This is a genomic window from Rothia sp. HMSC065G12 (genome assembly GCF_001811455.1).
Lineage (GTDB): Bacteria > Actinomycetota > Actinomycetes > Actinomycetales > Micrococcaceae > Rothia > Rothia dentocariosa.
On record NZ_KV804811.1, the window covers coordinates 1 to 24,651 of the forward strand.

Annotated in this window: 20 protein-coding genes; 5 read left to right on the forward strand and 15 right to left on the reverse strand. The window is 57.7% G+C overall.

What is annotated here, in order from left to right; all coding sequences use genetic code 11:
- Positions 1-9: 9 nt before the first annotated feature.
- Positions 10-1,044, reverse strand: a complete 1,035-nt coding sequence (locus tag HMPREF2804_RS02510; protein ID WP_070627122.1) for a hypothetical protein — start codon at positions 1,042-1,044, stop codon at positions 10-12.
- The gene (locus HMPREF2804_RS02515; RefSeq protein ID WP_070627125.1) at positions 1,044-2,006 is read right to left on the reverse strand and encodes a hypothetical protein; all 963 of its coding nucleotides are present in this window, start codon (positions 2,004-2,006) and stop codon (positions 1,044-1,046) included. The genes HMPREF2804_RS02510 and HMPREF2804_RS02515 overlap by 1 nt, the downstream gene beginning before the upstream one ends.
- Positions 2,007-2,465: 459 nt before the next feature.
- Here HMPREF2804_RS02515 and HMPREF2804_RS02520 point away from each other — a divergent pair, with 459 nt between their 5' ends.
- The gene (locus tag HMPREF2804_RS02520) at positions 2,466-3,944 is read left to right on the forward strand and encodes an MFS transporter (RefSeq protein WP_246824101.1); all 1,479 of its coding nucleotides are present in this window, start codon (positions 2,466-2,468) and stop codon (positions 3,942-3,944) included.
- Positions 3,945-4,122: 178 nt separating this feature from the next.
- Here the strand turns inward: HMPREF2804_RS02520 and rlmC are convergent, their stop codons facing one another.
- Positions 4,123-5,253: a 23S rRNA (uracil(747)-C(5))-methyltransferase RlmC gene (gene rlmC / locus HMPREF2804_RS02525; RefSeq protein WP_070627127.1), complete on the reverse strand. Its 1,131-nt coding sequence runs from the start codon at positions 5,251-5,253 to the stop codon at positions 4,123-4,125.
- Between the two features lie 319 nt (positions 5,254-5,572).
- Between rlmC and HMPREF2804_RS10680 the strand changes: the two genes are divergently transcribed.
- Entirely contained in the window at positions 5,573-5,875 is a 303-nt protein-coding gene (locus tag HMPREF2804_RS10680; RefSeq protein ID WP_083308332.1) for a hypothetical protein, read from the forward strand.
- Between the two features lie 178 nt (positions 5,876-6,053).
- Here HMPREF2804_RS10680 and groL read toward each other — a convergent pair whose 3' ends face one another.
- From groL to HMPREF2804_RS02545, 3 genes are all read right to left on the reverse strand, one after another.
- Positions 6,054-7,676, reverse strand: a complete 1,623-nt coding sequence (groL, locus tag HMPREF2804_RS02535) for a chaperonin GroEL (protein WP_048754150.1) — start codon at positions 7,674-7,676, stop codon at positions 6,054-6,056.
- Positions 7,677-8,050: 374 nt separating this feature from the next.
- Complete coding sequence (locus HMPREF2804_RS02540) at positions 8,051-8,602, reverse strand: LytR C-terminal domain-containing protein (protein WP_070627129.1); 552 nt, start codon at positions 8,600-8,602, stop codon at positions 8,051-8,053.
- A 141-nt stretch (positions 8,603-8,743) separates the two neighbouring features.
- On the reverse strand, positions 8,744-9,136 hold the full coding sequence (locus HMPREF2804_RS02545) for a DUF3263 domain-containing protein (RefSeq protein ID WP_070627131.1): 393 nt from the start codon (positions 9,134-9,136) through the stop codon (positions 8,744-8,746).
- 101 nt (positions 9,137-9,237) lie between these two features.
- Here HMPREF2804_RS02545 and HMPREF2804_RS02550 point away from each other — a divergent pair, with 101 nt between their 5' ends.
- Complete coding sequence (locus HMPREF2804_RS02550; RefSeq protein ID WP_070448858.1) at positions 9,238-9,912, forward strand: uracil-DNA glycosylase; 675 nt, start codon at positions 9,238-9,240, stop codon at positions 9,910-9,912.
- Between the two features lie 106 nt (positions 9,913-10,018).
- Here HMPREF2804_RS02550 and HMPREF2804_RS02555 read toward each other — a convergent pair whose 3' ends face one another.
- From HMPREF2804_RS02555 to HMPREF2804_RS02595, 9 genes are all read right to left on the reverse strand, one after another.
- Positions 10,019-12,103 carry a threonine/serine exporter family protein gene (locus HMPREF2804_RS02555; RefSeq protein ID WP_070627133.1) on the reverse strand — a complete coding sequence of 695 codons (2,085 nt, stop codon included), beginning with the start codon at positions 12,101-12,103 and terminating at the stop codon, positions 10,019-10,021.
- Between the two features lie 71 nt (positions 12,104-12,174).
- Positions 12,175-13,275, reverse strand: a complete 1,101-nt coding sequence (locus HMPREF2804_RS02560; protein ID WP_070627135.1) for a lipid II:glycine glycyltransferase FemX — start codon at positions 13,273-13,275, stop codon at positions 12,175-12,177.
- A 354-nt stretch (positions 13,276-13,629) separates the two neighbouring features.
- Positions 13,630-13,908 (reverse strand): HPr family phosphocarrier protein, encoded by a 279-nt coding sequence (locus HMPREF2804_RS02565; protein WP_013397859.1) that lies wholly within the window; start codon positions 13,906-13,908, stop codon positions 13,630-13,632.
- Between the two features lie 189 nt (positions 13,909-14,097).
- The gene (gene ptsP, locus HMPREF2804_RS02570) at positions 14,098-15,792 is read right to left on the reverse strand and encodes a phosphoenolpyruvate--protein phosphotransferase (protein WP_070627137.1); all 1,695 of its coding nucleotides are present in this window, start codon (positions 15,790-15,792) and stop codon (positions 14,098-14,100) included.
- Positions 15,793-15,833: 41 nt separating this feature from the next.
- Entirely contained in the window at positions 15,834-17,912 is a 2,079-nt protein-coding gene (locus HMPREF2804_RS02575; protein WP_070627139.1) for a PTS fructose transporter subunit IIABC, read from the reverse strand.
- A 138-nt stretch (positions 17,913-18,050) separates the two neighbouring features.
- Positions 18,051-19,001: a 1-phosphofructokinase family hexose kinase gene (locus tag HMPREF2804_RS02580; protein WP_070627141.1), complete on the reverse strand. Its 951-nt coding sequence runs from the start codon at positions 18,999-19,001 to the stop codon at positions 18,051-18,053.
- The gene (locus HMPREF2804_RS02585; protein WP_013397862.1) at positions 18,998-19,789 is read right to left on the reverse strand and encodes a DeoR/GlpR family DNA-binding transcription regulator; all 792 of its coding nucleotides are present in this window, start codon (positions 19,787-19,789) and stop codon (positions 18,998-19,000) included. Before HMPREF2804_RS02585 ends, HMPREF2804_RS02580 begins: the two co-directional genes overlap by 4 nt.
- A 469-nt stretch (positions 19,790-20,258) precedes the next feature.
- Positions 20,259-20,699 carry a VanZ family protein gene (locus HMPREF2804_RS02590; RefSeq protein WP_368664727.1) on the reverse strand — a complete coding sequence of 147 codons (441 nt, stop codon included), beginning with the start codon at positions 20,697-20,699 and terminating at the stop codon, positions 20,259-20,261.
- Between the two features lie 10 nt (positions 20,700-20,709).
- Entirely contained in the window at positions 20,710-22,071 is a 1,362-nt protein-coding gene (locus HMPREF2804_RS02595; protein ID WP_246824102.1) for a histidine phosphatase family protein, read from the reverse strand.
- A 67-nt stretch (positions 22,072-22,138) separates the two neighbouring features.
- Between HMPREF2804_RS02595 and HMPREF2804_RS02600 the strand changes: the two genes are divergently transcribed.
- Complete coding sequence (locus tag HMPREF2804_RS02600; RefSeq protein WP_246824103.1) at positions 22,139-23,185, forward strand: ABC transporter ATP-binding protein; 1,047 nt, start codon at positions 22,139-22,141, stop codon at positions 23,183-23,185.
- Positions 23,186-23,187: 2 nt separating this feature from the next.
- Positions 23,188-24,615, forward strand: a complete 1,428-nt coding sequence (locus tag HMPREF2804_RS02605) for an FtsX-like permease family protein (RefSeq protein ID WP_070627145.1) — start codon at positions 23,188-23,190, stop codon at positions 24,613-24,615.
- The last annotated feature ends 36 nt before the right edge of the window (positions 24,616-24,651 follow it).

Sequence of the window (24,651 nt, forward strand, 5' to 3'; positions counted from 1 at the left end):
CCACAACACCTACACCCTCAAATGCGAAGAGCCAGTTATCTTTTGAGAAGACCTTAGAGTAGATTCAGATTCAGTTTCTACACCAACAGAAGCGCTTTCAGTCGGTTCTTCTGACTCTTGATTTTCTAAATTTGGACTATTATCCCATCCTATATTTAGCCCGTAGTTCCAAGAACCCCAGTCAGGGTGTTCATCATTATTCTTTTTCCATTCTTTATACAATCGAGACTTCTCAAATTTGTCACGTATTTTTATTTGTTTTTCATTTTCAATAAGTCCAGAAATATAAGGAGCAAGATAAATATCTTTTAAAATTTTATACCCATTCATAAAGCACACACTCTTCGCATAGCACTCATCATCTTTTTTCGTTAAGAAAATATCACATACAACCTTAATTAGGATATATGCCATCAACACAGCTACAACTAATAAAGTAATTGCGACTATTGGTGTAGCAATCCGCAGAAATAACAACGAGTAAAGACTACCGTCATCAAAAATATTTAAGAAATCATAAACAGACACTATTAACACTATTAATAAATAAATGTAACAAGATAAAAGTATTACCATAATTATAAGCATTAATAAATACTTATAGTTCTCCTTAGAAATTTTCCATGTGGGATCAGGATAATACTTACTTCCACTACCTGGTCTGATTTGCAAAAGTTTTTGCCTAACTTCCTCAGACAAGATCCCAAGATTTTGTATTCGATTCTCAAGGGTAGCCCGCTTAAGAATATCATCATAGGTAGACTGAATAGTTTCTATATCCAAACCATTCTTAATATTCTCTGGGTAATCATTAGAGTCCTTAAGAATTGATGACCATTTCTCAAGACGCAACAGTTCTGGCGGAGTAGCTTCTTTAGAATTCTCTAAAGCTTCTTGAGTAACCTTAGCAGTCCGGCGAATTCCATACCATGCAATAAGAGCCGCCAATATCGACCCAAGAGCAGGTATAGATACTTTAAGGACTTCTACAAATGCCTCATCATGCGTCCAATGAAACCACCACTCCAAATTAAAAGGTGTCATTATTCCTCCTCAGATTTATTATCTGTGGTTGATTCTTGAAGATTTAAAACAGCAACTATGCGTGATGATATTTTGTAATTCTTGAGTTCTTCTGGGCTTTTCCTATACTCATCTTCTAAGCCTCTTATATATCCATAATTCGTTGCACGGACTATAGCACCCCGCACAATAGGAAGAGTTGGTATGACTTCCCCCAGCCCTAAGAGTCTTCTTTCCATTTTAGGTATGTATATATAATCTTTTATTGTCTCATCAGCAATAATTGCACGTATCCTGCTTGACCGAACTGCATTATTGGAACTTTCTACATTCTTGCCGTTTCTGTGAGCTATTCTTCTATAGAATACATCTGCTAAAGCAGATCCTGAAATTTTCAAAGAAATCGCATCAAGAATAGTAAATGACATTATTGCGGGTATAATATAAAGGAAACTAACAAATAATATAATCATAGAACCAACGAAATCTTGACGTGAAATTATTATATATACAGAGTAAATAATAAGTACTAGGGTATAGAAAACAAAAAATAAACTCAGCAAGAACCCACCAAGAGATATTAAAACCTCTGACGGTTTAACGAACTTAGGCACCGTCAAGGAGTTCCCTTCGCTACAATTTGAGAACATCTCATTCGCAGTCGTATACGGATTCAGTTGCAAAAGAGAGCTTTGTGCTCTACCTGATGGTGTATTTTTAACGACTTCTTGCTGCCATTTTTCAGCATTACTATACAAATTAATAGAACTATAGTCATCAGATAAATTCATTTCTTTACTGGCTTTTAAGATCTCTAGTTGTTCCTTATGAGCAATTCGTACGGTACTCAGAATATTATCTATATTTTGCTTTTCGCGCATCTTCGGAATATGCTCTAAAATCCACCTACCAAACAGGCTTATAATTGTGATAACTATTGGAAGTACGATCTTTAAAAACCAGTCTTCCCTTAATAAATCCATATTCTTCCCATCTCTTTAAGAGTTTATAGGTGATATTTACACATATGCACCTGCCAAGCTTTTATATCGCCTCTTCTAGTCCCCAAAGCATCATTCAGGCATAAGGCTACCGTTAAGTTTCTCTCAAGTGGTGGATTTTTGGGTAGGAACTTCCAAAAATTTCGTTTGTGACAGACTATGACACGAAACCCACGGTGGCACACCGTCTCCGCGTGCCGCCGCATCTACAAAACACTACTCCGCACCCCTCCCCTAACTCCGCGAGAAACAGGGTTTTGCAGCACCAGAACCTCACATCCGCTCACTTCCCCGCACCCTCGGCGACATCAAGTCCGCTCAGGGGTTCCACCCGGCAAAAACCTGCCCACTGCATCCGTCCGACCTGCCCGCATACCAGCTCCTCCCCTCACCAAACCGCACCCAATGAGCCCTCTTGCCCGTGATAGAATCCACAGTATTATGAGACGCACCACAGATTCTTCGCCTGAACCGCCTAACTCGCCCCACCATCCCGCACCGCACCAGCGCTCCAACCCATCACAAACACCCCAAACACCTAAGCCTCAAGACCCGGCGCACCAGCCAACCCCCGCAGAAGCGCCCCACCCCCAGCAACACACCCCGCCCGCCGTCGACGAAAAACCCACAGTCGCAGCTCCAAAACCCACATCAGCAACGCCGCTGAACGCACGCGGGCAGCTCACGCTCCTGACCGCGCAGGTTTCTGATGCTCTGGCCTCCAGCATCCAAGCTATCGCCATGCCTCTGCTCACCTACGGCGCCACCGGCGACCTCGCCCACTCCGCTATCGTCATGGTCGTCGAGGCAGTCCCCGTCATCCTCTTCGCACCCTTCGCAGGCACAATCGCCGACAGATTCAACCGCAAAACCCTCACCGTCAGCTTCAGACTCGCCAGCGCCGCCCTACTCATCGCATCCCCAGCCCTCTACGCCGCCGCAGGACTACCCGCTTTCCTCACCATCGCATTCCTCGTCTCAACCTTCGGCACCTTCTCATCCCCCGCAGCCTCCGCCGCCATGCCCTCCCTGCTCGGCGACGACTACCAAAAATACATGGCACGCCGCGGCAGCCTCATCTTCCTCGCCCAAACCCTTGGCCCCACCATCGCAGCCGCCGTCGCATCCTTCACCACCCCAGCCCTCGCAGTCGGATTCGCAGGAACCCTCAACCTGCTCGCCGCCCTCACCGTCGCCACCATACGCAACTACGACCTCACCCACGCTGAACGCACCGCCACCGTGCAGGAACACCACACCGGCAGACTCCTGCGCGAAGGCGCCGCCTACACCGCACACAACCCTGTCGTGCGCGGCATGCTCACCTTCTGGTTCCTCTCCATCGCCGCCGTACCCATCACCACCCTGCCCATGCTCGAATACCTCACCCGCGGCCTCGGGCACGACTACACCGCCTTCGGAATCGCAACTTCCGTCTACGCCGCCGGATGCGTGATCAGCTCCTGGCTTTCAGCCAAACTCGGCGTCGGTACAGGCACCGGGCGGGTACGCATAACCAAACGCGGGTGGATGTGCATCTCAGGACTGGGCTACGGCGCCGTCTGCCTGAGCATGGGACTACACCCGGCACTGTGGGCGGTACTCGTGCTCTGGTTCATCTGGGGCATGTTCTACGGACCCGAAGAAGTGCTCGGGCAAGTCCTCTTCGCAGACGCTATCGACGAACACATGCGCGGGCGCGTCTACAGCTTCATGGGTGTGGTTTTCTCCCTAGCGGGTATGGTCGGGTACCTCATCACCGGATGGGCGGTACCAGCGTTCGGCGCGATCAACACCATTGTTGCCGGAGGGGCACTCTTCATCATCGCCACCGTATTCACGTTCATTCTCGGCCCGACCGCGCGAGCGATACGGGCGCAGGAATCGCGGAATGAGGCAAAGAGCCGTGCGGGTGCATGACTTGCTCTGCGCATCGCTTTGGCGCATCATCGCCTCGCACCCGCCACGCTGCGGGCAACCCCGATAACACCGCGGGCAGATAATATTTCGGTGAGAAGATGACGAATTACTATCTGCTCGCACCCTAGTGTTATGTATCTGCTCGCGGAATTGGGAATGAGCGCTCGACCCGAGAAGCCTACCCGCGCTGCAACAGCACCATAACCTCATAGTGGTTCGTATGCGGGAACATATCGAGCACGCGCGCGGCGATCGGCTTGTAGGAGGGCATGTGCGCTAGGTCAGCGGCAAGGGTTTTTGCGTTGCAGCTCGAATAAATCACGTGCTCAATCCCGGAGCCCTCAACCCAGGCGCACAGCCTCTCACCAACACCTCGCCTGGGCGGATTCACCACCAGCATCTCAGGGATTTCGCGGGCGTTCACGGCGAACTCGGTCGCGTCCCCCGCCGCAAATTTCACGCCCTCAAGCCCCTGCTCGGCGACGGTACGCTGGGCGCTGCGAATCGCCTCCGCGCTGATCTCGATCCCGGTGACCTCACCGTGCATCACCTGCGCCGCGTGCAGGGCAAAACCGCCCACGCCGCAATACAAATCCCAGAGCGTGCGCGGCTGCACCTGCGCCACCCACTCGCGACCCTGCGCATACATCGCCTGCGCAATCTGCGTGTTCGTCTGAAAGAAACTCTGCGGGCGCAGGTGCAAACTCATGCCGTTCACGCGCATCGGCAGGGTTTGCCGCTCAGTCAGAATAATCTCTTCATCGCCCTCAATCAGCGCCACATGCTCGCGCAGCAGATTCACCGACAGCACCGCCAACTTCGGCAGACGCTCCTGCAACCACCCCAGTTGGCGGCGAATAGGCACCAGCAGCTTCTTCGAGCGGAGCACAAACCGCACCATCAGCTCGCCCGTATCGGATGCGGTCACCAGAATATTCTTGAGCTCGCCGCGCCGGGCCGGAATGTCATACGGGGTCAAATCGGCACGCTGAATGAGCTCGTGCAGCACCGGAATAGCGCGCTCAATCGGCTCAATATAGAGCGGGCATTCGCTTAAATCAGTGGCGCGCCCCGAACGATAATCCACGATACCCAGGGACGGGTTCTGCGCCGAACCGCCCACCACCAGCTTCGCCTTATTCCGAAAATGCGCCTCGGTGCTGGCGACGGGTTCCAGCCAGGTCAGGTGAGGGTACGCCGCAAGAAGCCTGCGCGCATCAGCCTGTTTCGCCGCGAGCTGGGCGGGGTACGGGGTTTCGATGTTGGTGCAGGAGCGGCAAAGACTCTCACGGTAATAGGCGCATTCCATAGCCCCACTATTCTACCCTGTGGATGCGCGGGCACGGTCAACCCACCAGGTGGCACTGCCGGCGTGCCGCCAGGTGTGCTCCTTTGCCCCTGCCCCATCGAAAAAAGAGCCTTTATGTGAATAAAGCGGCGAAAACTACGCTTTATTCACATAAAGGCTCTTTTTAGCAGGCAGGCAGGGCTGGATCGGGCGGAAAGGCTACGGTTTCTTTGCCTTTTTCTGCTGGCCCGCTTTAAGCACAGACCTGTACGACCGTGCCGAGAGCACAGATGCTTCCGATAAAACCGATAACACGCTCATGAAGCTCAGGCACGAGGCAATGGACAGCGAAGAAAAAGCCGAGCCGACAGATCCGAACGAGAAAGCCGAGCCGATCGAAAACGCCGAATTTACAGAGCCAATGCTGCAGAATGAGTTCACCGACCCGATGCTCAGAAATGAATTTCGCGAGCCGATACTCTTTGCATTTTGGTCGGAACGGGCGGGGGTATCGGGGGCGTTGTTTTCGGAAGATTTGGAGGTGGTGTTAGGCATCATAAATCCAGCATACCGCGCGGCTCGCCCATCCCGAACGAATCACGGCGCACGTCGCGAGCAATCACGCATACGCGCGAGCAGGTAGTATTTTGCCGAAAAGGTAGGATTTTCCTACCTGCGCGGGCCAAAAACCACCTGCTCGCGGTCCTGAGAGGGGAAGAGCATAGACAAAAGCTCTCCGGGGGTGGATTCCGTACCCGGCATTGTGCCGGGTCAGGAACCCACCCCGGAGAGCTTCAACATACTCCCTCAGTTGGGAAACGTTACATCATGCCGCCCATCGGGTCAGCAGCCGGTGCCGCAGCGGATGCGGGCTCAGGCTTGTTCGCCACCACAGCCTCGGTGGTCAGGAACAGACCGGCGATCGATGCGGCATTCTGCAGAGCGGAACGGGTCACCTTCACGGGGTCGTTAATACCCGCAGCCATGAGGTCTTCGTACTCGCCGGTTGCAGCGTTTAGACCGGTGCCCTCAGGTAGGGAACGAACCTTATCGACAACCACGCCGGGCTCAAGGCCAGCGTTCGTTGCGATCTGCTTCAGCGGCGCATCGATAGCCACACGCACGATGTTCGCGCCGGTTGCCTCGTCACCCTTCAGGTCGAGCTTGTCGAAGACCTTCGCGCCCGCCTGAATCAGTGCCACGCCGCCGCCGGGGACAATACCCTCTTCAACGGCTGCCTTTGCGTTGCGCACAGCATCCTCAATGCGGTGCTTGCGTTCCTTCAGCTCAACCTCGGTTGCCGCGCCAGCCTTGAGCACAGCCACACCACCGGCGAGCTTTGCCAGGCGCTCCTGCAGCTTCTCGCGGTCGTAGTCGGAATCGGAGTTTGCGATCTCGGCGCGAATCTGTGCCACGCGGCCCTCAAGTGCGGCGGCGTCGCCAGCGCCCTCAATAATGGTGGTCTCGTCCTTGGTGACAACAACCTTGCGTGCCTTACCCAGCATCTCAAGGGTTGCGGTATCCAGGGACAGGCCAACCTCTTCGGTAATAACCTGGCCGCCAGTGAGGATCGCAATATCAGCCATCATAGCCTTGCGACGGTCACCGAAACCGGGCGCCTTCACGGCAACGGACTTGATGGAGCCGCGCATCTTGTTCAGCACGAGCAGCGCCAGAGCCTCGCCCTCAACATCCTCGGCGATAATCAGCAGCGGTTTGCCGGACTGCATGACCTTCTCAAGAACGGGAACCAGATCCTTCACGTTCGAGATCTTCTGGTTGACCACCAGGATGTAGGGGTCTTCCAGCACGGCTTCCTGACGCTCGGGGTCGGTCACGAAGTAGCCGGAGAGGAAGCCCTTATCGAAGCGCATACCCTCGGTGAGTTCCAGGTGCAGGCCGAAGGTGTTGGATTCCTCAACGGTGATCACGCCTTCCTTGCCGACCTTCTCCATAGCCTGAGCGATCAGCTTACCGATCTCCTGATCGCCCGCAGAGATGGATGCGGTTGCCGCGATCTCTTCCTCAGTCTCAACTTCTTTCGCGGAGTCGAGCAGGGTCTTGGTGACCTCCTCAACAGCCTTCTCAATACCGCGCTTGAGGCTCAGCGGGTCAGCACCGGCAGCCACGTTGCGCAGGCCCTCACGCACGAGCGCCTGAGCGAGCACGGTTGCGGTGGTGGTACCGTCACCTGCGATATCGTCGGTCTTCTTGGCTACCTCTTTGACGAGTTCGGCGCCAATCTTTTCATAGGGGTCTTCAAGCTCGATCTCTTTGGCGATGGAAACACCGTCGTTGGTGATCGTGGGTGCGCCCCACGACTTCTCAAGCACGACGTTGCGGCCACGGGGGCCAAGAGTTACCTTAACGGCATCGGCTAGAGTGTTCAGTCCGCGCTCTAGACCGCGGCGAGCTTCTTCATCAAAAGCAATAAGTTTTGCCATGTGGCGATATCCCTCCTGGACGTTTCGAATGGAGCGCTCAGGTTTTCCGGTCTGCCGAAGCAGATTTTGATACCGGTTTTAGCACCTGAAGGCGCCGAGTGCTAAAAACAATTTTGGCACTTGGTGCGCCCGAGGGCAAACATTTTGAGCACCGAATTTAGCTTAATCGCCCTCAGCGCATTCTTGAGGCGCACGGAAAGCCGCAATGGGGTGAACGGGTACGGCTTCGCGTGCGAATGCACGGAGCGGAAGAACCAGGTACGAGCGCCGGGGTGATGTTATATGCGAGCGCATAGGGCTCATAGAACGTTCCCGAAACTAGCGGGGATGATAAACGGTACCGCACACCGCGGTATCAAGCCGGATGATGCCGTTTAGCTGTAGTCGGCGGCAAGCACCACCACAATATCGTTCTCGCCCAGAATCGAGGTGTCTGAGCTCTCCTGAACCGTCGTGATATTCAGAGTTTTCGCAATAGCTTCGGCCTGCGACTTCTTGGCCTCGTCCTTGTAGTAGACCGTGCTGGACTGAGGCGGGGTGCCCGACCAGTTCGCGGTTTCGGTAATCGTGTAACCTTCAAGCGCGGCGCTTGCCTTGGCCGCAGACCCGCCGGGCGCGGATGCGTTATAGACCGCCACGTTCGCATCCTTAGCCTGCTCGGATGCCGAGACAGAGGGCGACGATGATTCCGAAGGCGAGGCGGGGGCACTGTAGCTCTTGGCGCGCGCGGCGGCCTCGGGCGAGCTGCTGCGCGGGTGGTTAATGTACATGGCGCCGCCGAGCACGAGCGCTAAAATACCGGCGACGACAACGGGAATAATGCCTTTGGGGCTCTTGGAAGGGTCGTCAATAACACCGCGGTATGTTCCACGGCGGGCGGTATTCTCGTCGATGTCGTCGAATTCATCGTGCGGGTATTGGCTCATGACTTCCCTAGGTTGAGTAATAGATGTACCGCTCTGCGCGGTGGAGCCCTGCCAAAGCTCTCTCTTACAGGGTACCGTATGGGGCTTTATCCGTCCTGTTCAGATTGGCGTGCGCTCATGCACACATCGGTGCGGGTGCCTTTAGCTGCGGTCGCGAACCTCGCGCAGGCGGTGCATCAGGATGGGTTCGGCGGCGATCACACGCTGGCTATCGATCATCGTATTGAGCTTCTGGTAGTAGGCGATCGGGGTGAGCCCGAGCGCGGTAATCGCCTTCTCTTTGGTGCCCTGGTACTTCCAGTGCCGTTTTTCCAGGGCAATCATGGCACGCTCTAAATCGGTGAGAGCGGATTTTCGCGTGTTCTCAGTTTTTCCGCCGATTTCGCGGGTCTCGGAAGTACCGGGGGCGGAAGGCGCTGTCTGTGTTGTGGGGCTGGGTTCGGGGCTATCGGCGGGGACTGCCGCTGCGGGTTCGGCGGCTTCGGAGCCGCCAGCAGGCGAAGGTTCGGGGGTTTCCGAAGAAGGTATCGGCATCTGGATTCCTGACGAACATAGGTGGTCTACATGAACACTTTAGAGTATGTTGGTTGAAGTCACCGTGTTATTAGAGTCAAATTTTCTCAGGGAGTATTTTCATGACGAACCCGCCGCTGACCGACATTATGAGCGAAGACTGGGCGCAGGCCCTCGCGCCCGTCGAAGATAAAATCCACGCCATGGGCGAGTTTTTACGCACCGAACACGCGGCGGGACACCGAACTTTTCCCACAGGTCAGAATATTTTCCGCGCATTCTCACGCCCCATGAACGAGGTCAAGGTGCTGATCGTGGGGCAAGACCCCTACCCCACCCCCGGGAACGCGATGGGGCTTTCGTTCTCGGTGCAGCGGGATATGCCCCTGCCGAAATCGCTCATCAATATTTACCGGGAATTGTCCGACGATTTGGGGATTGAGCCCGCACAGCACGGCGATCTGAGCTCGTGGTCCGATGAAGGCATCATGCTCATGAACCGTGTGCTCAGCGTGCGTGAAGGGGCGCCGGGGTCGCATCGTAATAAGGGGTGGGAAGAGGTGACCGAGTGCGCTATTCGGGCGCTGGCGGCTCGCAATAAACCCCTGGTCGGGTTGCTGTGGGGTGCGGATGCGCGGCGTACCGCCCCGATGCTGGAACCGTATCCGTGTGTGGAGTCGGCGCATCCCTCGCCGCTGTCGGCGCACCGCGGGTTCTTCGGTTCGCGCCCGTTCTCGCGGGTGAATACGCTGCTGGTGCGGCAGGGTGCGGAACCGGTGGACTGGACGGTCAAGTAGCGCGCATCCGCCCACTCATACCTACATACAAAGGCTCTTTATTCCACTGTGGAATAAAGAGCCTTTGTGCATCCCGCATCAGGGGAACGTGATAGCCACGGATGCGCTACTCAGAAGTCTCCGCGGGTACATTGCGCGGAACCGCGAAACGCTGCAGCAGGTACTGCATCAGGTAGTTTCCCAACGTCACGCCCGCCGCCATCGCAATCACAATCGAAACCGCCGAAATCATGCTCTGAATGCCCCAAACCACGTTCGTCTCAACCGTCAGCAGATACATACCACGGAAGAACGACAGGCCCGGCAGCAGGAAGGTCAGCGCAGGAATCGAAAAAACCGCCTGCGGGGCATGCAGCCGGTACGCCACATAGGTGCTCAGCATGCCAATTACGAGGGCAGCAAGCGCCGTATTCGCACGCCCCGAATCTACCCCCACCAGGTAGGTATACAGGTGGTAAGTCACCAGGGCACTACAGGTAATGAGCACCAGCCACCCCAGCTTCACAAGCTTCGTATGCAGGGTAATCGCAAACGTAACCGTCGCCGCCAGCATGAACACCGAGAACGTGAGCGGTGAAGGAAGCTCAAACCGGGTCTGCTCAATATCCAGAATCGGACCGCCAAACAGGCTAATCGCATTCACCGCCGAGGCAATGCCGATCACCAGGCCCAAAAAGCTCATGCCCGTCGAAACGAATCTTCCCGCCGCCGTCACCGGGAAACCGTTAATCGCATCCTGAACCGCGCCCACCAGACGCGAGGTCGGCAGGAACATGATCAGCCCGGCGGCAACCACCAGAGGCGCAGAAATCGACTCCCCCGGACGGCGAATCATGGAATGATCCCCACCCAGCCAAATCGCCAGGAAGGTCAGCAGACCCGCACTCGCCGCCATGCGGAAGAACGTGGGCATACCAATCTTATTGAGCCACTGAATCAGCAGGTACACGGGAATGAACACGATCGCCGCAGCGGTTGCGGTAGACCAGCTAGCCCCCAACGCAGCCGTCAGCGTGGTTGCGCAGCCAATATTCGCCAGCCAGGTAATCAGCGGAGGATACGGTTTAGGATGGTTCGTAATCTCGCTCAGGCGAAGGTCGGCATCCTCCAAGGTCATGCCGCCCTCGGTAATATCGTGAATCAGCCCGTAGGTAGAAGCGAGCGCCTCATAATTCTCGGTAGAGGTACGCACCACGCGCACGAGCGTATGGGTGAACCGGGAATCGGCACTCATGCTGCGCGAGCTGATGCGCGACTCCATGTAAATATCGGGGTCGGAGGTGTAGTTGATGGTCACCGACTGGTTGGTGATATTGACATCCACCGAATCGAGCCCATACGCCGAAGACACCGCAATAATCGCCGAGTCTACGTCCATCGCGTCCGCGCCATAGTAGAACATGGCCTCCGCCAGGCGCAGCGTGAAATTGAGGGTGTCGCGGGCGTACTCTTTCTCGCGGTACAGGGCCTCACGTTGAGCACGTTCTTCACGTTTGGCGCGCGGGGTAAACTGCCGCTGGGCGATGCGCGCCGCACCGCGCGGCGCCACATGTGCCACCGCTTGGCCGTCAGCACGCACGAAGGAACGCAGGGTGGTTCGCACGCCCCACCGCCCGCCCGTGCCATGCCCGGCGGGCATCGTCGTAGTGGGTACGGATACTGGGGGCGCGCTCGCCGTGGGCTCTACACCGCCGAACCGCTGTGCCGCATGGGAATTGGGAACCTGCGGGATCATGCCCGTCATGGGGACGGGCTGGGACTGGCGGTATTTAGCGACCTCCGTGACGATATTGCTGGAGGTCTGCGCGGGCGGCTCCTGCGGATGCGGTATCTCGGGCGGCACGCTCTGCACCGCCTGGATTACGGGTTCTTCGGGGATTTCCTCGTAGGGTATCTCCGGTTCGTAGGGCATCTGTGGAGCCTCGTCGAGAGGCATACCGGATTCGTCGACGGGAAGAAGCTGGGTGTCGTCCGTATCGGTTTCCACGCCGTGCGCCGCCGCAACCTCGTATAGCGCCTCACGCGCCTGCTCAGCCTGCTCGGCCTCCTTGCCGCTGTGGGCAAGAGCCTCACGCAGCTTGGAGTCGTGCACTTCGGAGAGAGGAACGGCGAAGAAATATCCCGGGCGGCGAATACTCCTCGCGTTCTCATCGGCTGGGTTGTAGCTGTGCTCCTCGGGGTTCTTCGCCATAGTATCCCTTGATCGTGTTGCGTGCTGGTGCGCTGTGTGTATCGGTGAGTGGCGTGGCGGTGCGGCGTTTCCTAGTAGAAGGAATAGTGGTGTTTCTTCACCCACAGGCGAAGCATCAGCCGCTCCACACCGGCGTTCCAGAGCTTATATTTGAGCTCTGAAATAGGCTGATCGTAAACGCCCACGAAGTCGGTCACGTTCTTCGTGAACGAGGTTTTGAACAGGCCCAGACCGTAGTAAGGGTGTTCCTTATTCTTGAGTTCGGCGGCGGGCGGGGTGCCGCAGAAGTCATAGGTGCTGATCCCGTGCTCCTTCATGAGGTCGGTGATCGCAGTCCACTGTACCAGATGAGAGTCGCCGTACTGTTTACGGCGCGGCTTAGAACCGCCGTCTTTATAGGTGCCCTTCGTGCCGTAGTTAATCACGTAGGCGCCCACGGAAGGTTTGCCGTCTTCGTAGGTGAAGTAGAGCCTGCCCTGACCGGCGTTCTCGAAGGCCCTCCAGAAGTCGCGGTAATACTCGTAGGGGCGCAGCAGAAGCGAAACTTTGCCCTGCCCCACGGTATCCATAAGGGCATACATGGCGCGCATATTTTCGTCGGTGAGCTCAACCCGTTTGACCTCGCAGCCTTCACGGGTGGCGCGGCGTACAGCGTTACGTCCGCGTGAAGACAACGACTTGAGCACCTCTTCCTCAGTGCCCTCGGTGGAGAGGATGGCGGTGTAGTCATTCGGCTGAATATCGGCGGTACGAACCAGCTCGGTGCCCGCAATAACCTGCTGAGCGTGCTCATCCGCCACGATTTCAGGCTCAATCTTGACGGCAAAAACACCCAATTTCTGCTCGGTAATCAGGCGGCGGTTCGCCTGCAGCAGGGCGGGCAGCTCATCGGCATCATGCACCGCCGGGCCTTTGATGAAGTACCAGAGTTTGCCTAGCAACGGAATATTCTTCTCGAACGCCAGGCTGTAGCTGGCGAAAGGCTGCTGCTCGCCGTCACGATCGACGGTGCCTTCGTACACGATATAGCGGGGTTTCCACCCGTAGTCGGCTTTGACTTTTGCGAATGATGCGGACTGCAGCAGATTTCCGCCGTCCGGGTTGGCGATCACGTGGGTATCCCACTCCTGAATTTCTGCTGGGGTTGCAAAACGTGCCGTAATTTCGTGCAAGGGTCTCTATCTCTCGTGGGGTGGTGGGTGTTCCGAACGTCTATCGCCCGCGAACCTTGTGCGGTCTTTTTGATGCGCTCGCGGCGCACGCACGCCTTAAGTCTAACAAGAGGCGCGGCGATTGGTGCATCGGCGGGGTTCGCCTCGTCTAAAAAGAGCCTTGATGCGAATAAAGAGTTAAAAACGCCGCTTTATTCAAATAAAGAGCCTTTTTATGCCCCTTCCGACCTAATCGGGCGGACCGGGGCAGAGGTAAGGAAACGGACCGGATGCGCGCCCGAGCCTTAAAGCAGGTATCCCGCCGCACGTGAAGCGACGGGATACCGGTAAAGCTGGCGAGAGTCGCCGGAAAGATTACTCTGCGTCGTGGTCGGTTTCGAGAATCTTCTTCAGGGTCTCTAGAGCTTCGTCTGCGCCTTCACCTTCTGCTCGGAGCACCACACGGTCACCGTGCTTAGCGCCCAAGGACATCAGGGATAGGATCGAAGCTGCATCCATAGCCTCGTCTGCGGGCTCGCCTTCGGCTGCAATGGTGACCTCAACGGGGAGGTCGCCAGCTGCCTCAGCAAAAATTGCTGCGGGACGTGCGTGCAGACCAACGCGGCTTGCAATGGTGGCAATAACCTCTGCCATGGTTTTTCTCCTTTGTGAAGGAATCGTCTGTTATCGACTCCATGTTTATCAAACGGGAGGATGCACCCCCTGTTTTCTTGCCTCAATTGTACAGTTTTACTCACCGCTTGGGGACCAATGCCTCACCCGATCTTGAAATAAACTTTCAACACCGGGTTAGCCTTTTCTCCACCGGGTTTGAGGCGTCTTCTAGAGGCCGAGCTCGTCCAGAATCGGCAGCTCAGCGCGAGCGGCAGCCTTCGCCTCGGCAGAGGAAATCTGTTCCAAAGCCTTGTTGGCAATATGGCGTGCCTGCTCCAGGGTCACCGACTTGAGCACCGCCGCAACCGCGGGGATAGCACCGGCATTCATCGAGAGGGTATCAACCCCCAGGCCGACCAGCACCACGGCCAGCGCCGGATCGGCGGCGGCCTCACCGCAGACGCTCACATACTTCTTCTCGCCAGCATTCACCGAAGCTCGCTTAGCGCCCTTGACGGTCAGCTTAATCATCTTCAGCACCGCAGGCTGCCACGGGTTGTTCAAGTGCGCCAGATCGCCCAGCAGGCGGTCTGCAGCCATCGTGTACTGGGTCAGGTCGTTGGTGCCGATCGACACGAAATCAACCTCACCCAAAATCGCTTCGGCGTTCACAGCGGCGGCGGGTGTCTCAACCATCACGCCGTGTACCGGCAGGCCGACCTCCTTGAGCATTTTCGCAAAGTTGCGAGCCTCGGAGGTGGTCGAAATCATCGGGGCCATCACCCAAATATCGGCGTCGGAATCCTCGGAGGCCTGCTTGATAGCCTCCAGCTGGCGGGTCAGCACGCCCGGTACAGTCCAGTCGGTACGGAAACCACGCACGCCCAGCGCCGGGTTTTCCTCGGGATTCACGTTCAGGAAGGGCAGGGGCTTGTCGGCGCCCGCATCCAAGGTACGAACCACGATGTGCTTGCCGGGGAAGGCGTCAAACACAGACTTGTAGGTGCTTGCCTGGGCCTCAATAGACGGCTCGGAATCGTGCCCCAAGAAGCCAAATTCGGTGCGCAGCAGACCCACGCCTTCAGCGTTCAGGCTAGCAGCCTTCTCGGCGGATTTGCCGTCGCCCACGTTCGCGTAGAGTGGCACGCGGGTGCCGTCGGCGAGCACGCCTTTACCGTCGAAGTCGGCGATAGGTTTGCGGTTAGCGTATTTTTCGGCGGCTTCGCGGTCTTCATCGGTCGGCTCGGTATTGACGATACCCGCGTTCGAGTCCACATAGACCTCGGTGCCGTCTGGAATATCGGTGACCCCCTTTGCCGCCACGATCGCGGGAAGACCCAGGCCGCGCGCCAAAATCGCGGTATGCGCCTGCGGACCGCCGTCCGAAGTGATCAGGGCGATCACGTTCTTCGGGTCAAGGGTCGCGGTATCTGCGGGGGCAAGATCAACTGCGGCGAGCACGAAAGGCTCCTCCGCGAAGGGGATGCCCGGCGCCTGCTGACCGGTCAGTTCCGCCACAATACGGGCGCGCACATCGTGAATATCGGTGACGCGCTCAGCCATGTAACCGCCAAGGGCCGCCATCTGGTCGGCGAACGAGGTTGCTGCCTCCCAAATCGCGCGCTCAGGTGCCATCTGCTGGGTCTCAACCAGCTTCACGGCGCTCTTAATCAGGGCGCGGTCGGTCGCCATCTGCGAGGTCGATTTGAGCACGGCCTTGCCGTCACGACCCGCATTTTCGGCGCGTGCGAGCAGGTCCTCTTTCACGCGAACCGACGCATCTTGAATACGTTGACCGGCCTCTTCGGCGCTTTCACCGTCTAGGCGCAGACCGGCTTTAGGCTCTTGAATAGGCTCGGGCATCTGTAGCACGGGACCAATAACGCGTCCGGCATAAACACCGACGCCTTTATATGTAGTCATGAAGATATATCCTTCGTGTTGGGTTCTCTACAGTGTAACGCTTATGCGGCGGTCTTCGCTGGGGTCTCGGTCGCAGTCTGCCGCGACTTCGCGCCAATCGACTTCAGCAGCACATAGGTGATAGCGGATACGACGGTACCGGCGACAACGGCGAGCAGGAACATCGGAATATTGTTGCTCAAACCAATAATCCAGATACCGCCGTGCGGTGCCGGGGATGCCACATGCGCATTCATCGAAATAGCACCGGCAATCGCGCCGCCTACGATGGAGGACGGGATCACGCGCGCCGGGTCTGCAGAGGCAAACGGAATAGCACCCTCAGAGATAAAGGATGCGCCCAGCAGCCACGCAGCCTTGCCGTTTTCACGCTCGGGCTCGGTGAAGAGCTTGGGGCGTAGGGTGGTGGCAAGCGCCATAGCCAGCGGCGGAACCATGCCGGAGATAATAACGGCTGCCATGATTTCCTTGTTCACATCGGCACCCGAAGAAAGCCCAGCGGTTGCGAATAGATACGCCGCCTTGTTGATGGGACCACCCAGATCGGATGCCATCATGGCACCCAGAATCAGACCGAGGACAAGAGCGGATGCGCCAGACATGGAGGTTAGCCAGTTCTGCAGGGATTCGAGAACCCACGCCAGCGGCGCGCCCAACAGCAGGTACATGATACCGCCCGCAACGAGTGAGGTTATGAGCGGGGTAATGACCACGGGCATCATCGAGCCAAGCCAGCGCGGCAGTTTGAGGGTGCCTAAACCGTAGGCGATCAGACCGGCGAGCAGACCGCCGACAATGCCGCCGAGGAAGCCAGCCTTCACGGCAACCGCGACGGAACCGGCAATAAAGCCGGGCGCAATACCGGGGCGCTGCGCCAGCCCGTAGGCGATAAAGGCGGCGAGCGCGGGAACCATTAGGTCAAGACCGAACTTACCGATGGTTTGCAGCACCGCGCCCAGGTAGAGGGTCCAGTGGGTGTCTCCCAGGTTGTAGATTGTGGCGTTGGCGAGGATTTTTTCGGTATCGACATCGCCCAGGTTCGGCATGGTAATTGCTTCGAGGATGAAGCCCAGAGCCACGATAATGCCACCGGCGGCGACGAACGGGATCATGTATGAAACACCGGTCATCACGGCCTTGTAGATGCGTGAGCCCCACGAACCTTCGGCAGCCGAGGAGGTGTCCTCCCCGGTGGATGCGGCGGCGCTCACGCGCTTGCCGTTGGGGTTTTCCGCCTCTGCCAGGGCCTCCTCAATCATGGCCTGCGGTTCGTCAATGCCGCGCTTCACGGGGGATTCCACATAGGGCTTACCGGCGAAGCGGTTGCGGTCGCGCACGTTCACGGAGACCGCGAAAATGACGGCGTCGGCTTCATCAATATCGGCCTGGGTGAGGGTTTCGTTCCCGGAGGACCCCTGAGTCTCCACCTTGAAGTCGTAGCCGAGGTCTTCCGCAGCGTATTTGAGGGCATCCGCCGCCATATAGGTGTGCGCGATGCCGGTGGGGCAGGCGGTGACCGCCACGATTTTCTTGGTGGCTGGCTTCTCGGATGCAGTCGCTTCTGCGGAGTCGGTCTGTGCCGCTGCAGCTTGAGCGGATGCGCCCGCACCCGCCTTTTGCGCATCAGATGCTGCCGAGTCGGCGGAGGCGGGAGCCTTCTTCGGGGCGCCGGTACCGAGTGCATCGTTCACAAGGTCTACGATTTCTTCGGGGGTTTGTGCCTCACGCAGGGATGCAGTGAAGCTCTTCTTCATGAGCGAACGCGCCAGCGTGGAGAGCAGTTTCAGGTGTTCCTGGTCGGCACCATCGGGGGCGGCGATGAAGAAGATCAGATCGGCCGGACCGTCTTTCGCACCGAAGCTCACACCGGGCTTGGGTCGTGCCATCGCGAGGGTGGGTTCGGTAACCGCCGCGCTTCGGCAGTGCGGAATGGCGATACCGCCCGGGATGCCGGTGTCGGTTTTGGACTCGCGGGCTTCAGCAGCGGCGTACAGCTGATCGTAGTCGGTGGCACGTGAGGCATCGACGACGGCGTGCGCGAGCTTGCTGATGACGTCGAATTTAGTCTCTCCCAGATTCTGGTCTAGGAGCACCAGCTCTGGGGTGATGAGCTCAGACATAATACCCTCCTCGGGCGTATGATGCGGTGCGCCATGATGCCTATGCGGGCGTTTTCAGTACGCACTCAAGTGTCCGTAAATATGTTGTTTTTAGTGGTTGACCAGGCTATATGCTATATGCCTGATATGGAATATAAGCTAAATGGAAAGTTGCCTTAGGGTTACTTTCTCGGGGGTTGTCATGGCTGCCGAAGGCATTTGTGTTCCGGGTAAGGATGCTGCCGCCGAGCCATGCGCAACCGCCTGCACGAGGCATTGCTGCGGCGACTCTCCTCGCTCATAAGCATAGAGGAAACCGGAGAGCGACGAATCCCCGGCGCCCACCGTGCTGCGCACCTTCACGGGTTCATGCTGTGCATGCCAGGCACCTTCGGCGGTCACGAGAACCGCGCCGGACCCGCCAAGGGTTGCCAGCACATAGGGAATGCCGTCATTCACCAAGGTTCGCGCGGTACGTGCAGTCAGCTCGGGGCTCGATTCCAGCTCTTCCCAATTCTCGGCGCCGGTCAGCTGTGCCAACTCCTCAGAATTCGGCTTGATCAGCGTAGGCTTTATCTGCCCCGCAACGGTAGCGATCAGCGGTGCCTCAGAGGTATCAACGGCGATCTTGCCCTCATATCCGCTGGCGCGCAGCTTTGCACACAGCTCAGCATAGTACGTTGCTTCCAGTCCGCCAGGCAACGAACCGGCGAGTACCACCCAATCTGCGTTTTCTGATTGGGCGATCACGAGCGCATCCAGGGCGTCGCGTAGCTTAGGGGTGAACTCGATGCCGGGGGCATTAAGTTTAGTGGTCGTGCCGTCCGGATCAACCACGGTGATATTCGAGCGGATAGGCTCGCCCGTGGGCAGATTCGCAAACTGCACGCCGCTCGCCGCAAGAGCGGTCAGCACGGGGTCGGTAGCTTCTCCCGGAACCACCGCAACAGTAGGCACCTGAGAAGTATGTAAGGCACGCGAAATATTGACCCCTTTACCGCCGGGGTCTTGAACCGCGCCTACGGCACGCTGAACGGCACCGTGCGCTAGAGGCGAGCCCAGTTCGATCGTGCGATCCAAACTAGGGTTAGCGGTGAGAGTCAGAATCATGCGATGAGTACCTCCACATGAGCGGCTTCAAGAGCCTGAGCAAGCGCACCATCGGGGGCGCGGTCGGTGATCATGGTATCGATATTCTCGAAGTCAGCGAAGCGCACGAGTGATTCCTGCCCAAACTTCGCAGAATCGCACAGAAGCACCACGCGCCGCGCCGATTTGCAGATCGCGGTCTTCACGATGGCCTCATTCATGCCGGGGGTGGAAACACCAAATTCGGCATCTATGCCGTTGGCGCCAAGAAACGCAATATCGGGGCGTACCGTAGCGAAATATTCGGCGGCACGAGCACCAATCGCCGCCCAGGTCATCTTGCGCAGCTGACCGCCCACAAGTTCGAGGGTGACCCCCTCTGCCTCAGCGAGTTTGACTGCAATGTGCAGGGCATGGGTAATAATGATGCGGTCGCTGCCGGTCTTGAGGCTAAAGTTTTCTGACCCAATATAGTCCGCCAAAATCTCAATGGTCGAGCCGGCGTCAAGAACAATCGAACCCACATCAGAGTCACGCAGATACTCATAAGCCTTCGCAGCGATGCGGCGCTTCTCGGGAGTATTCATGCCCTGACGTGAGGCAATAGAGGACTCTAGGGAGGTAGACTGCTCAACGGTAACGGCGCCGCCATGCACGCGGCGCAGCTTACCCGCTTCTTCGAGGGCGGCAAGGTCTCGTCGCACAGTCTCCATGGTGACGTCATAGCGTCGAGCGAGATCAGCACCGTTAACGCGGCGTGCAGAAGATACCAGCTTCGCAATTTCGGCACGACGTTCTTCAGCAAACATATGCGCACATCACTTTCAAGGTATGGGTGTGGAGCGAACGAACCGTTCCACGCGAATTCTTAGGTCTGTGTATCATGGCGGAACGGCGAATGCGTATCACCACTCAAGACAACAGTCTTGCCCTTGATTTTATGTGGGTTTATGTGGGTGCGTCAAGATAACCCACGGATAAATCATCGATTTTTTGTGAATTTACCCTCGAAACCACACTTAAGGTCAAATAATCCACAACAGACACACACTGTTCACCCCACAACGCATCTAAACCCACACTGGATGCGCGGATTTTGAAAGTTTGGGCGCGAGTAGTTTTGATCTGCCTTGAATCACAAAGGTTTTCTAGTGCGTGGCGCGTTCAGGATGCGGATGCTTACAGCGAGGGCCTAGGGCTGTCGCCATCGCCGGAGCGAAGCGAAGGCGTGGTGACTGGGTGCCTTGTCAAGCGAGTGTAAGCATCCATATCCGTGAATTACCTCTTAACCCAGCGCATCCAGAGACTATGCACACCCCAGGCGGTCAGGGAACCAATAAACGCACCCGTCCCGTTCATGAGCACGTCTATGGGGTCGCCGGTGCGTTCGGGCATGGCCGTTTGAATGAGTTCGATTCCGGCACTGACCGCTACCGCGCCCAGGGTGATTACCCCTACCCTTCGCCACGGGCGGGCATGGCAGATCAGCAACAGCATGAGCAGAAACCCACCGGGGGCAAACATGATGACATTCGAGAGTTGTTCGATGCTCGCATAGGTGATAAACCCGGGAAGCCAACCCTGGGCGTGGCCGGCATCGAGAAGCGAAGCCAGACGAGAGCCCGCCTCGTTATCGTCCACATGCTGCGGGGCAAACACGATCGTTGCAACGACGGCGCAATATAGGGCAAAAAGCGCCCATCCGATTACCCGGAACACTCTGCCAGATCTACCAGACAAGACGACCCCGCTCATCGAACACCGTGCTCTCATCAAAGGCAAAAAGCCCTTTAAGATCGACCTCTAAAGGCTCAGCGTTCGGCACAGTCTGCGTATGCTCGTACCCCTGCGCCGCCGAAATAGCGCGGCGAATCAGGCTCCCGTGGCTCACCGCAATGATGCGCTCCCCAGGATACTGGCGCACAATCTCACGCAGAACACGCACGGCACGCACATACACATCGCGTTCGGTCTCTACCTGCGGATAGTAGCGGTCGGGGGCGCGCCGCTCGGGAACGGGAATATTCACGCCCTCGGCGGCACCATAATTACGTTCCACCAAGTCGGGGTAGGTTTCGCTGACCGGAAGCCCGAAATCCTCGCCCACCAGCTGCGCGGTTTCATAGGCTCGCGAGAGTGGTGAAGAAATTACACGGTCATAGCTCAAACCCAGGCTGCGCAGCTTCGCCCCGGTTTCACGTGCCTGTGCGCGACCGGTGTCGTTCAGCGGAATATCGCTGATACCTTGCATGAGCTGGTTCTTATTCCATTCGGTCTGTCCGTGGCGAATCAGCGTGAGCGAACCGCCCGCCAGATTCTTAGGGAAAGGTTCGGCGTGCAGCTTAGGCTGGCGGCTCACCAGCACGTGGGCATCAATCGCATCGTCAAGATAATCGGTGGGAAGCTCGGTGAGCGAAGCATTCGGAGGAATAGGGAACATGCCGTCGATCGTCTCGTAGCCCTCATGCTCGCGGCCTTCCAGAAGCACGGTCATCGTCACCGCAATCAGCATGCCGTGAGTAGCCACCACAATGTTCTTGCCCTCATGCTCGCGGCGCACCCGGTTCAGGGCGGTCAGGGCGCGGCTCACCAGGGCCTCGCGCTCCTCAACCCCGTATTTATGCCCATCCGTGCGGGATGCCGCCACCAGCTCAGGGGTTGCAGCCTCACCCTCCAAATCACCGAATGAGCGTTCTTCTAGCCCCGCGTATGCACCCAGATACGGCACCCCTAGTGCCTGAGCAACAATCTGCCCGCTCTCCGCCGCGCGCTCAAGCGGGGACGAAACCACACCGTCAATCTGCACGCCGCGCTGAGCCATCTCACGCAGCTGCGGCACGGCGCCCCGAATCTGTTCACGCCCCGTATCGTTCAACGGAATATCGGTTCTGCCCTGAAACCGGTGATTTATATTCCAGTCGGTCTGCCCGTGCCGAAGCAGAAAAATCTTACCGGGCGTTTCAGCGTGTTCATGGTGGGTCTGTGCGTCAGTCATGGTCTTAAGTATGGCATCATCCTCACGATTTAGAGCCGTATCCCAGAACACGCCCCACTCATCCTTAGGGATGAAAACCCGCGAAAAACCCGGCATTATCGCCGTATTTTTTCACTCCGTAGACGGATAAAAACGCCCCGTCACCCTTGGAAAAATGGATGCTATGAATACTTCTTACACCTCATACGCACCCGTTATCTCGGTGCGCAACCTTACCAAATCCTACGGACAGCACACAGTACTGCGCGATATTTCGCTCGATATTTACCCCGGCGAATCCGTGGCCGTTATGGGACCCTCCGGTTCCGGAAAAACCACACTTCTGCACGCGCTCTCCGGCATTATTCGTATAGACTCGGGCACCATTCAGGTGCTCGGCGGCGGACCCGAGATACCGGGCGGGCGCGTTGAACTCGGCGCCCTGAGCGAAAAACAGCGCACAAGCCTGCGCGCAAACTCCTTCGGATTCATCTTTCAGCAGGGACTTCTCATCCCTGAGCTCACCGCAGAAGAAAACGTCTCGCTCGGCGCCATGATCTCCGGGATGTCGCGCGAGCAGGCGCGCGGCGCATCCGCAAACCTGCTCGCCCGGCTGGGGCTAGGCGACATGTGCGAGAAACGCATCGGCGAACTTTCCGGTGGGCAGGCACAGCGCGTGGCGATTGCGCGCTCGCAGATTACCGGTGCGCCGATTACCTTTGCGGATGAACCCACCGGCGCGCTCGACAGCGTGACCGCCCAAGAGGTCATGGATCTTCTGCTCACACTCGTTCCGCAGCAGGGTAAAACCCTTGTGATCGTCACCCACGACCCGCAGGTTGCGGCGCAATGCTCCCGCACCATCCACCTGCACGACGGGCAGATTGTGCAGGATAACCGGCAGGACTCTGCCGCGCCCGGTCAGCAGGGCGGGGATTCGGTACAGTATCGAGTGCCCGCACCGCCGAGCCAGCCGGTACCGCCTCAGGATGCGGCACCCGCTCCTTCCGCACAGCCGGGTGTCTTCCAGCCGGGTAACCCCGCGGGGAACCCGCGTCAAACGTACAACCGAGTTTCCGTGCAAACCCAGCCACCCGCGAACGTTCGCTACTCTCCCGCCCATACTCCGGGCACGGCGCACACCGCGGTCCCACTCAACCACACACCCGCGCCGCATAAACCCGCCCGACGTCCTTTCTGGATGCGCGGCCTCCTGGGGAAAGGCGCCTAAGAATGCAGACCTTCAAACTTCTCGCGCGCCGCACCCTGCCCACCTCACAGGCGGTTCTTCCGGTGCTTGCGTTTGCCGCATCCGCGGCGCTCTTTCTGCTGATCGCCGGAGGTATTCACGCCTTCTACACCTGGCTGGGCGGAGACGCCAGCACGGCCACCTCGGTCGAGGCGGGCTCCGGCACCAAAAACACGGCGCACACGCTGCAGCCGCTATACCTGATGCTCGCCTGGATCAGCGGGTTCCTGCTGCTCACCCCGCTCTTCACGCTCGGCGCATCCGCAGCACGGCTCAGCGCACGCCGCCGCGACGACCGCCTGGCAACCCTGCGGCTGCTGGGCGCATCCACCCGGCGACTTACCCTCTACACCATGCTCGATTCCGTGATCTACGCTGCGGTTGGGTTCGTGCTCGGGTTTATCGTGTACCTGATTCTGGTGCTGCCCTTCGGAATGCTGCGCTTCCAGAACATCCCGCTGGGCCCCGAAAATATGCTGCTGCCCCTGCCCATCGTGCTGGTCTGCGGGTTTGTGAGCCTGATCATCGCCGCAACCAGTTCGCTCTTTGGGCTCTCAAAAGTTACCATTAGCCCGCTGGGAGTACGCACCCGTTCGGATAAGCCGTCCCTGGGTAAACGCGCCCTCATTCTGGGCTGCGTGCTTCTAGTGGTGGGTTTCGTCGGGGCGATTGCCTCCCACATTATGAATCTCGCAGCCGATTCGATGGACTCGAACGGATTCGTGCTGGTGCTAGTAACCACCATCATGTTTGGGCTGCCGATCCTGCTCACGATGCTCGCCGTAGACCTGATTGGCGGGTTCGTGGTGGGCCTGTACGCCCGCATTCGGGTTCGCACCGCCCGCACCCCCGCAACCCTGCTGGCATATCGCTCTATTATGGAATCGCCGCGCGCCGCCTGGCGGCAGGTCTCCGGGGTTGCCATGACCACGTTTATTGCCGCTTTCGTGGGGCCGATTCTGGGCATGGTCAATTCCGCGCCGGGTGTGGAAGAAGGCTCGGCGGAGTCCTATCTTATTGGGGATATGCTTCAGGGCTTGGTGCTGGTGCTGTTCCTCTCCTACCTGCTGGTGGCGCTTTCGGCGCTGCTGAACCAGTCCGCCGCTATATATGAGCGCGGTTCGTTATATTCTTCTCTGCGGATGATGGGTACCGAAGCTGCGGTTTTGACGCGTTCGAGGCGCATCGTAGTGTTTGGTCCGCTGCTGTTGGTGAGCTGTATGTCTGCGGTGGTGGCACTGCCGCTATTCGTGCTGCTGCTTGGTTCGGCACTCACCGAGACGGGGCTGCTGTACACCGCAGCACTGGTATTCGGCTCGATCGCGATGGGGCTGGGACTGGTATTCGCAGCGTTGGCGGCAACCGGGCCCGTTATGGAGCAGGTCAGCCGCAAACCGGTCTCGGCGGTGTAGGATTTTCTTTTCCCTTGTCCGCGAGCAGGTAGGAAA

Coding starts and splice junctions, on each gene's coding strand:
- HMPREF2804_RS02605 (WP_070627145.1), top strand. CDS start 23,188: ATGCAGACCTTCAAACTTCTCGCGCGCCGCACCCTGCCCACCTCACAG.
- HMPREF2804_RS02575 (WP_070627139.1), bottom strand. CDS start 17,912: ATGTCTGAGCTCATCACCCCAGAGCTGGTGCTCCTAGACCAGAATCTG.
- HMPREF2804_RS02515 (WP_070627125.1), bottom strand. CDS start 2,006: ATGGATTTATTAAGGGAAGACTGGTTTTTAAAGATCGTACTTCCAATA.
- HMPREF2804_RS02595 (WP_246824102.1), bottom strand. CDS start 22,071: ATGCCGGGTTTTTCGCGGGTTTTCATCCCTAAGGATGAGTGGGGCGTG.
- HMPREF2804_RS02520 (WP_246824101.1), top strand. CDS start 2,466: ATGAGACGCACCACAGATTCTTCGCCTGAACCGCCTAACTCGCCCCAC.
- groL (WP_048754150.1), bottom strand. CDS start 7,676: ATGGCAAAACTTATTGCTTTTGATGAAGAAGCTCGCCGCGGTCTAGAG.
- HMPREF2804_RS02600 (WP_246824103.1), top strand. CDS start 22,139: ATGAATACTTCTTACACCTCATACGCACCCGTTATCTCGGTGCGCAAC.
- HMPREF2804_RS02555 (WP_070627133.1), bottom strand. CDS start 12,103: ATGGCGAAGAACCCCGAGGAGCACAGCTACAACCCAGCCGATGAGAAC.
- HMPREF2804_RS10680 (WP_083308332.1), top strand. CDS start 5,573: ATGGACAGCGAAGAAAAAGCCGAGCCGACAGATCCGAACGAGAAAGCC.
- rlmC (WP_070627127.1), bottom strand. CDS start 5,253: ATGGAATGCGCCTATTACCGTGAGAGTCTTTGCCGCTCCTGCACCAAC.
- ptsP (WP_070627137.1), bottom strand. CDS start 15,792: ATGACTACATATAAAGGCGTCGGTGTTTATGCCGGACGCGTTATTGGT.
- HMPREF2804_RS02580 (WP_070627141.1), bottom strand. CDS start 19,001: ATGATTCTGACTCTCACCGCTAACCCTAGTTTGGATCGCACGATCGAA.
- HMPREF2804_RS02545 (WP_070627131.1), bottom strand. CDS start 9,136: ATGCCGATACCTTCTTCGGAAACCCCCGAACCTTCGCCTGCTGGCGGC.
- HMPREF2804_RS02540 (WP_070627129.1), bottom strand. CDS start 8,602: ATGAGCCAATACCCGCACGATGAATTCGACGACATCGACGAGAATACC.
- HMPREF2804_RS02565 (WP_013397859.1), bottom strand. CDS start 13,908: ATGGCAGAGGTTATTGCCACCATTGCAAGCCGCGTTGGTCTGCACGCA.
- HMPREF2804_RS02585 (WP_013397862.1), bottom strand. CDS start 19,789: ATGTTTGCTGAAGAACGTCGTGCCGAAATTGCGAAGCTGGTATCTTCT.
- HMPREF2804_RS02510 (WP_070627122.1), bottom strand. CDS start 1,044: ATGACACCTTTTAATTTGGAGTGGTGGTTTCATTGGACGCATGATGAG.
- HMPREF2804_RS02550 (WP_070448858.1), top strand. CDS start 9,238: ATGACGAACCCGCCGCTGACCGACATTATGAGCGAAGACTGGGCGCAG.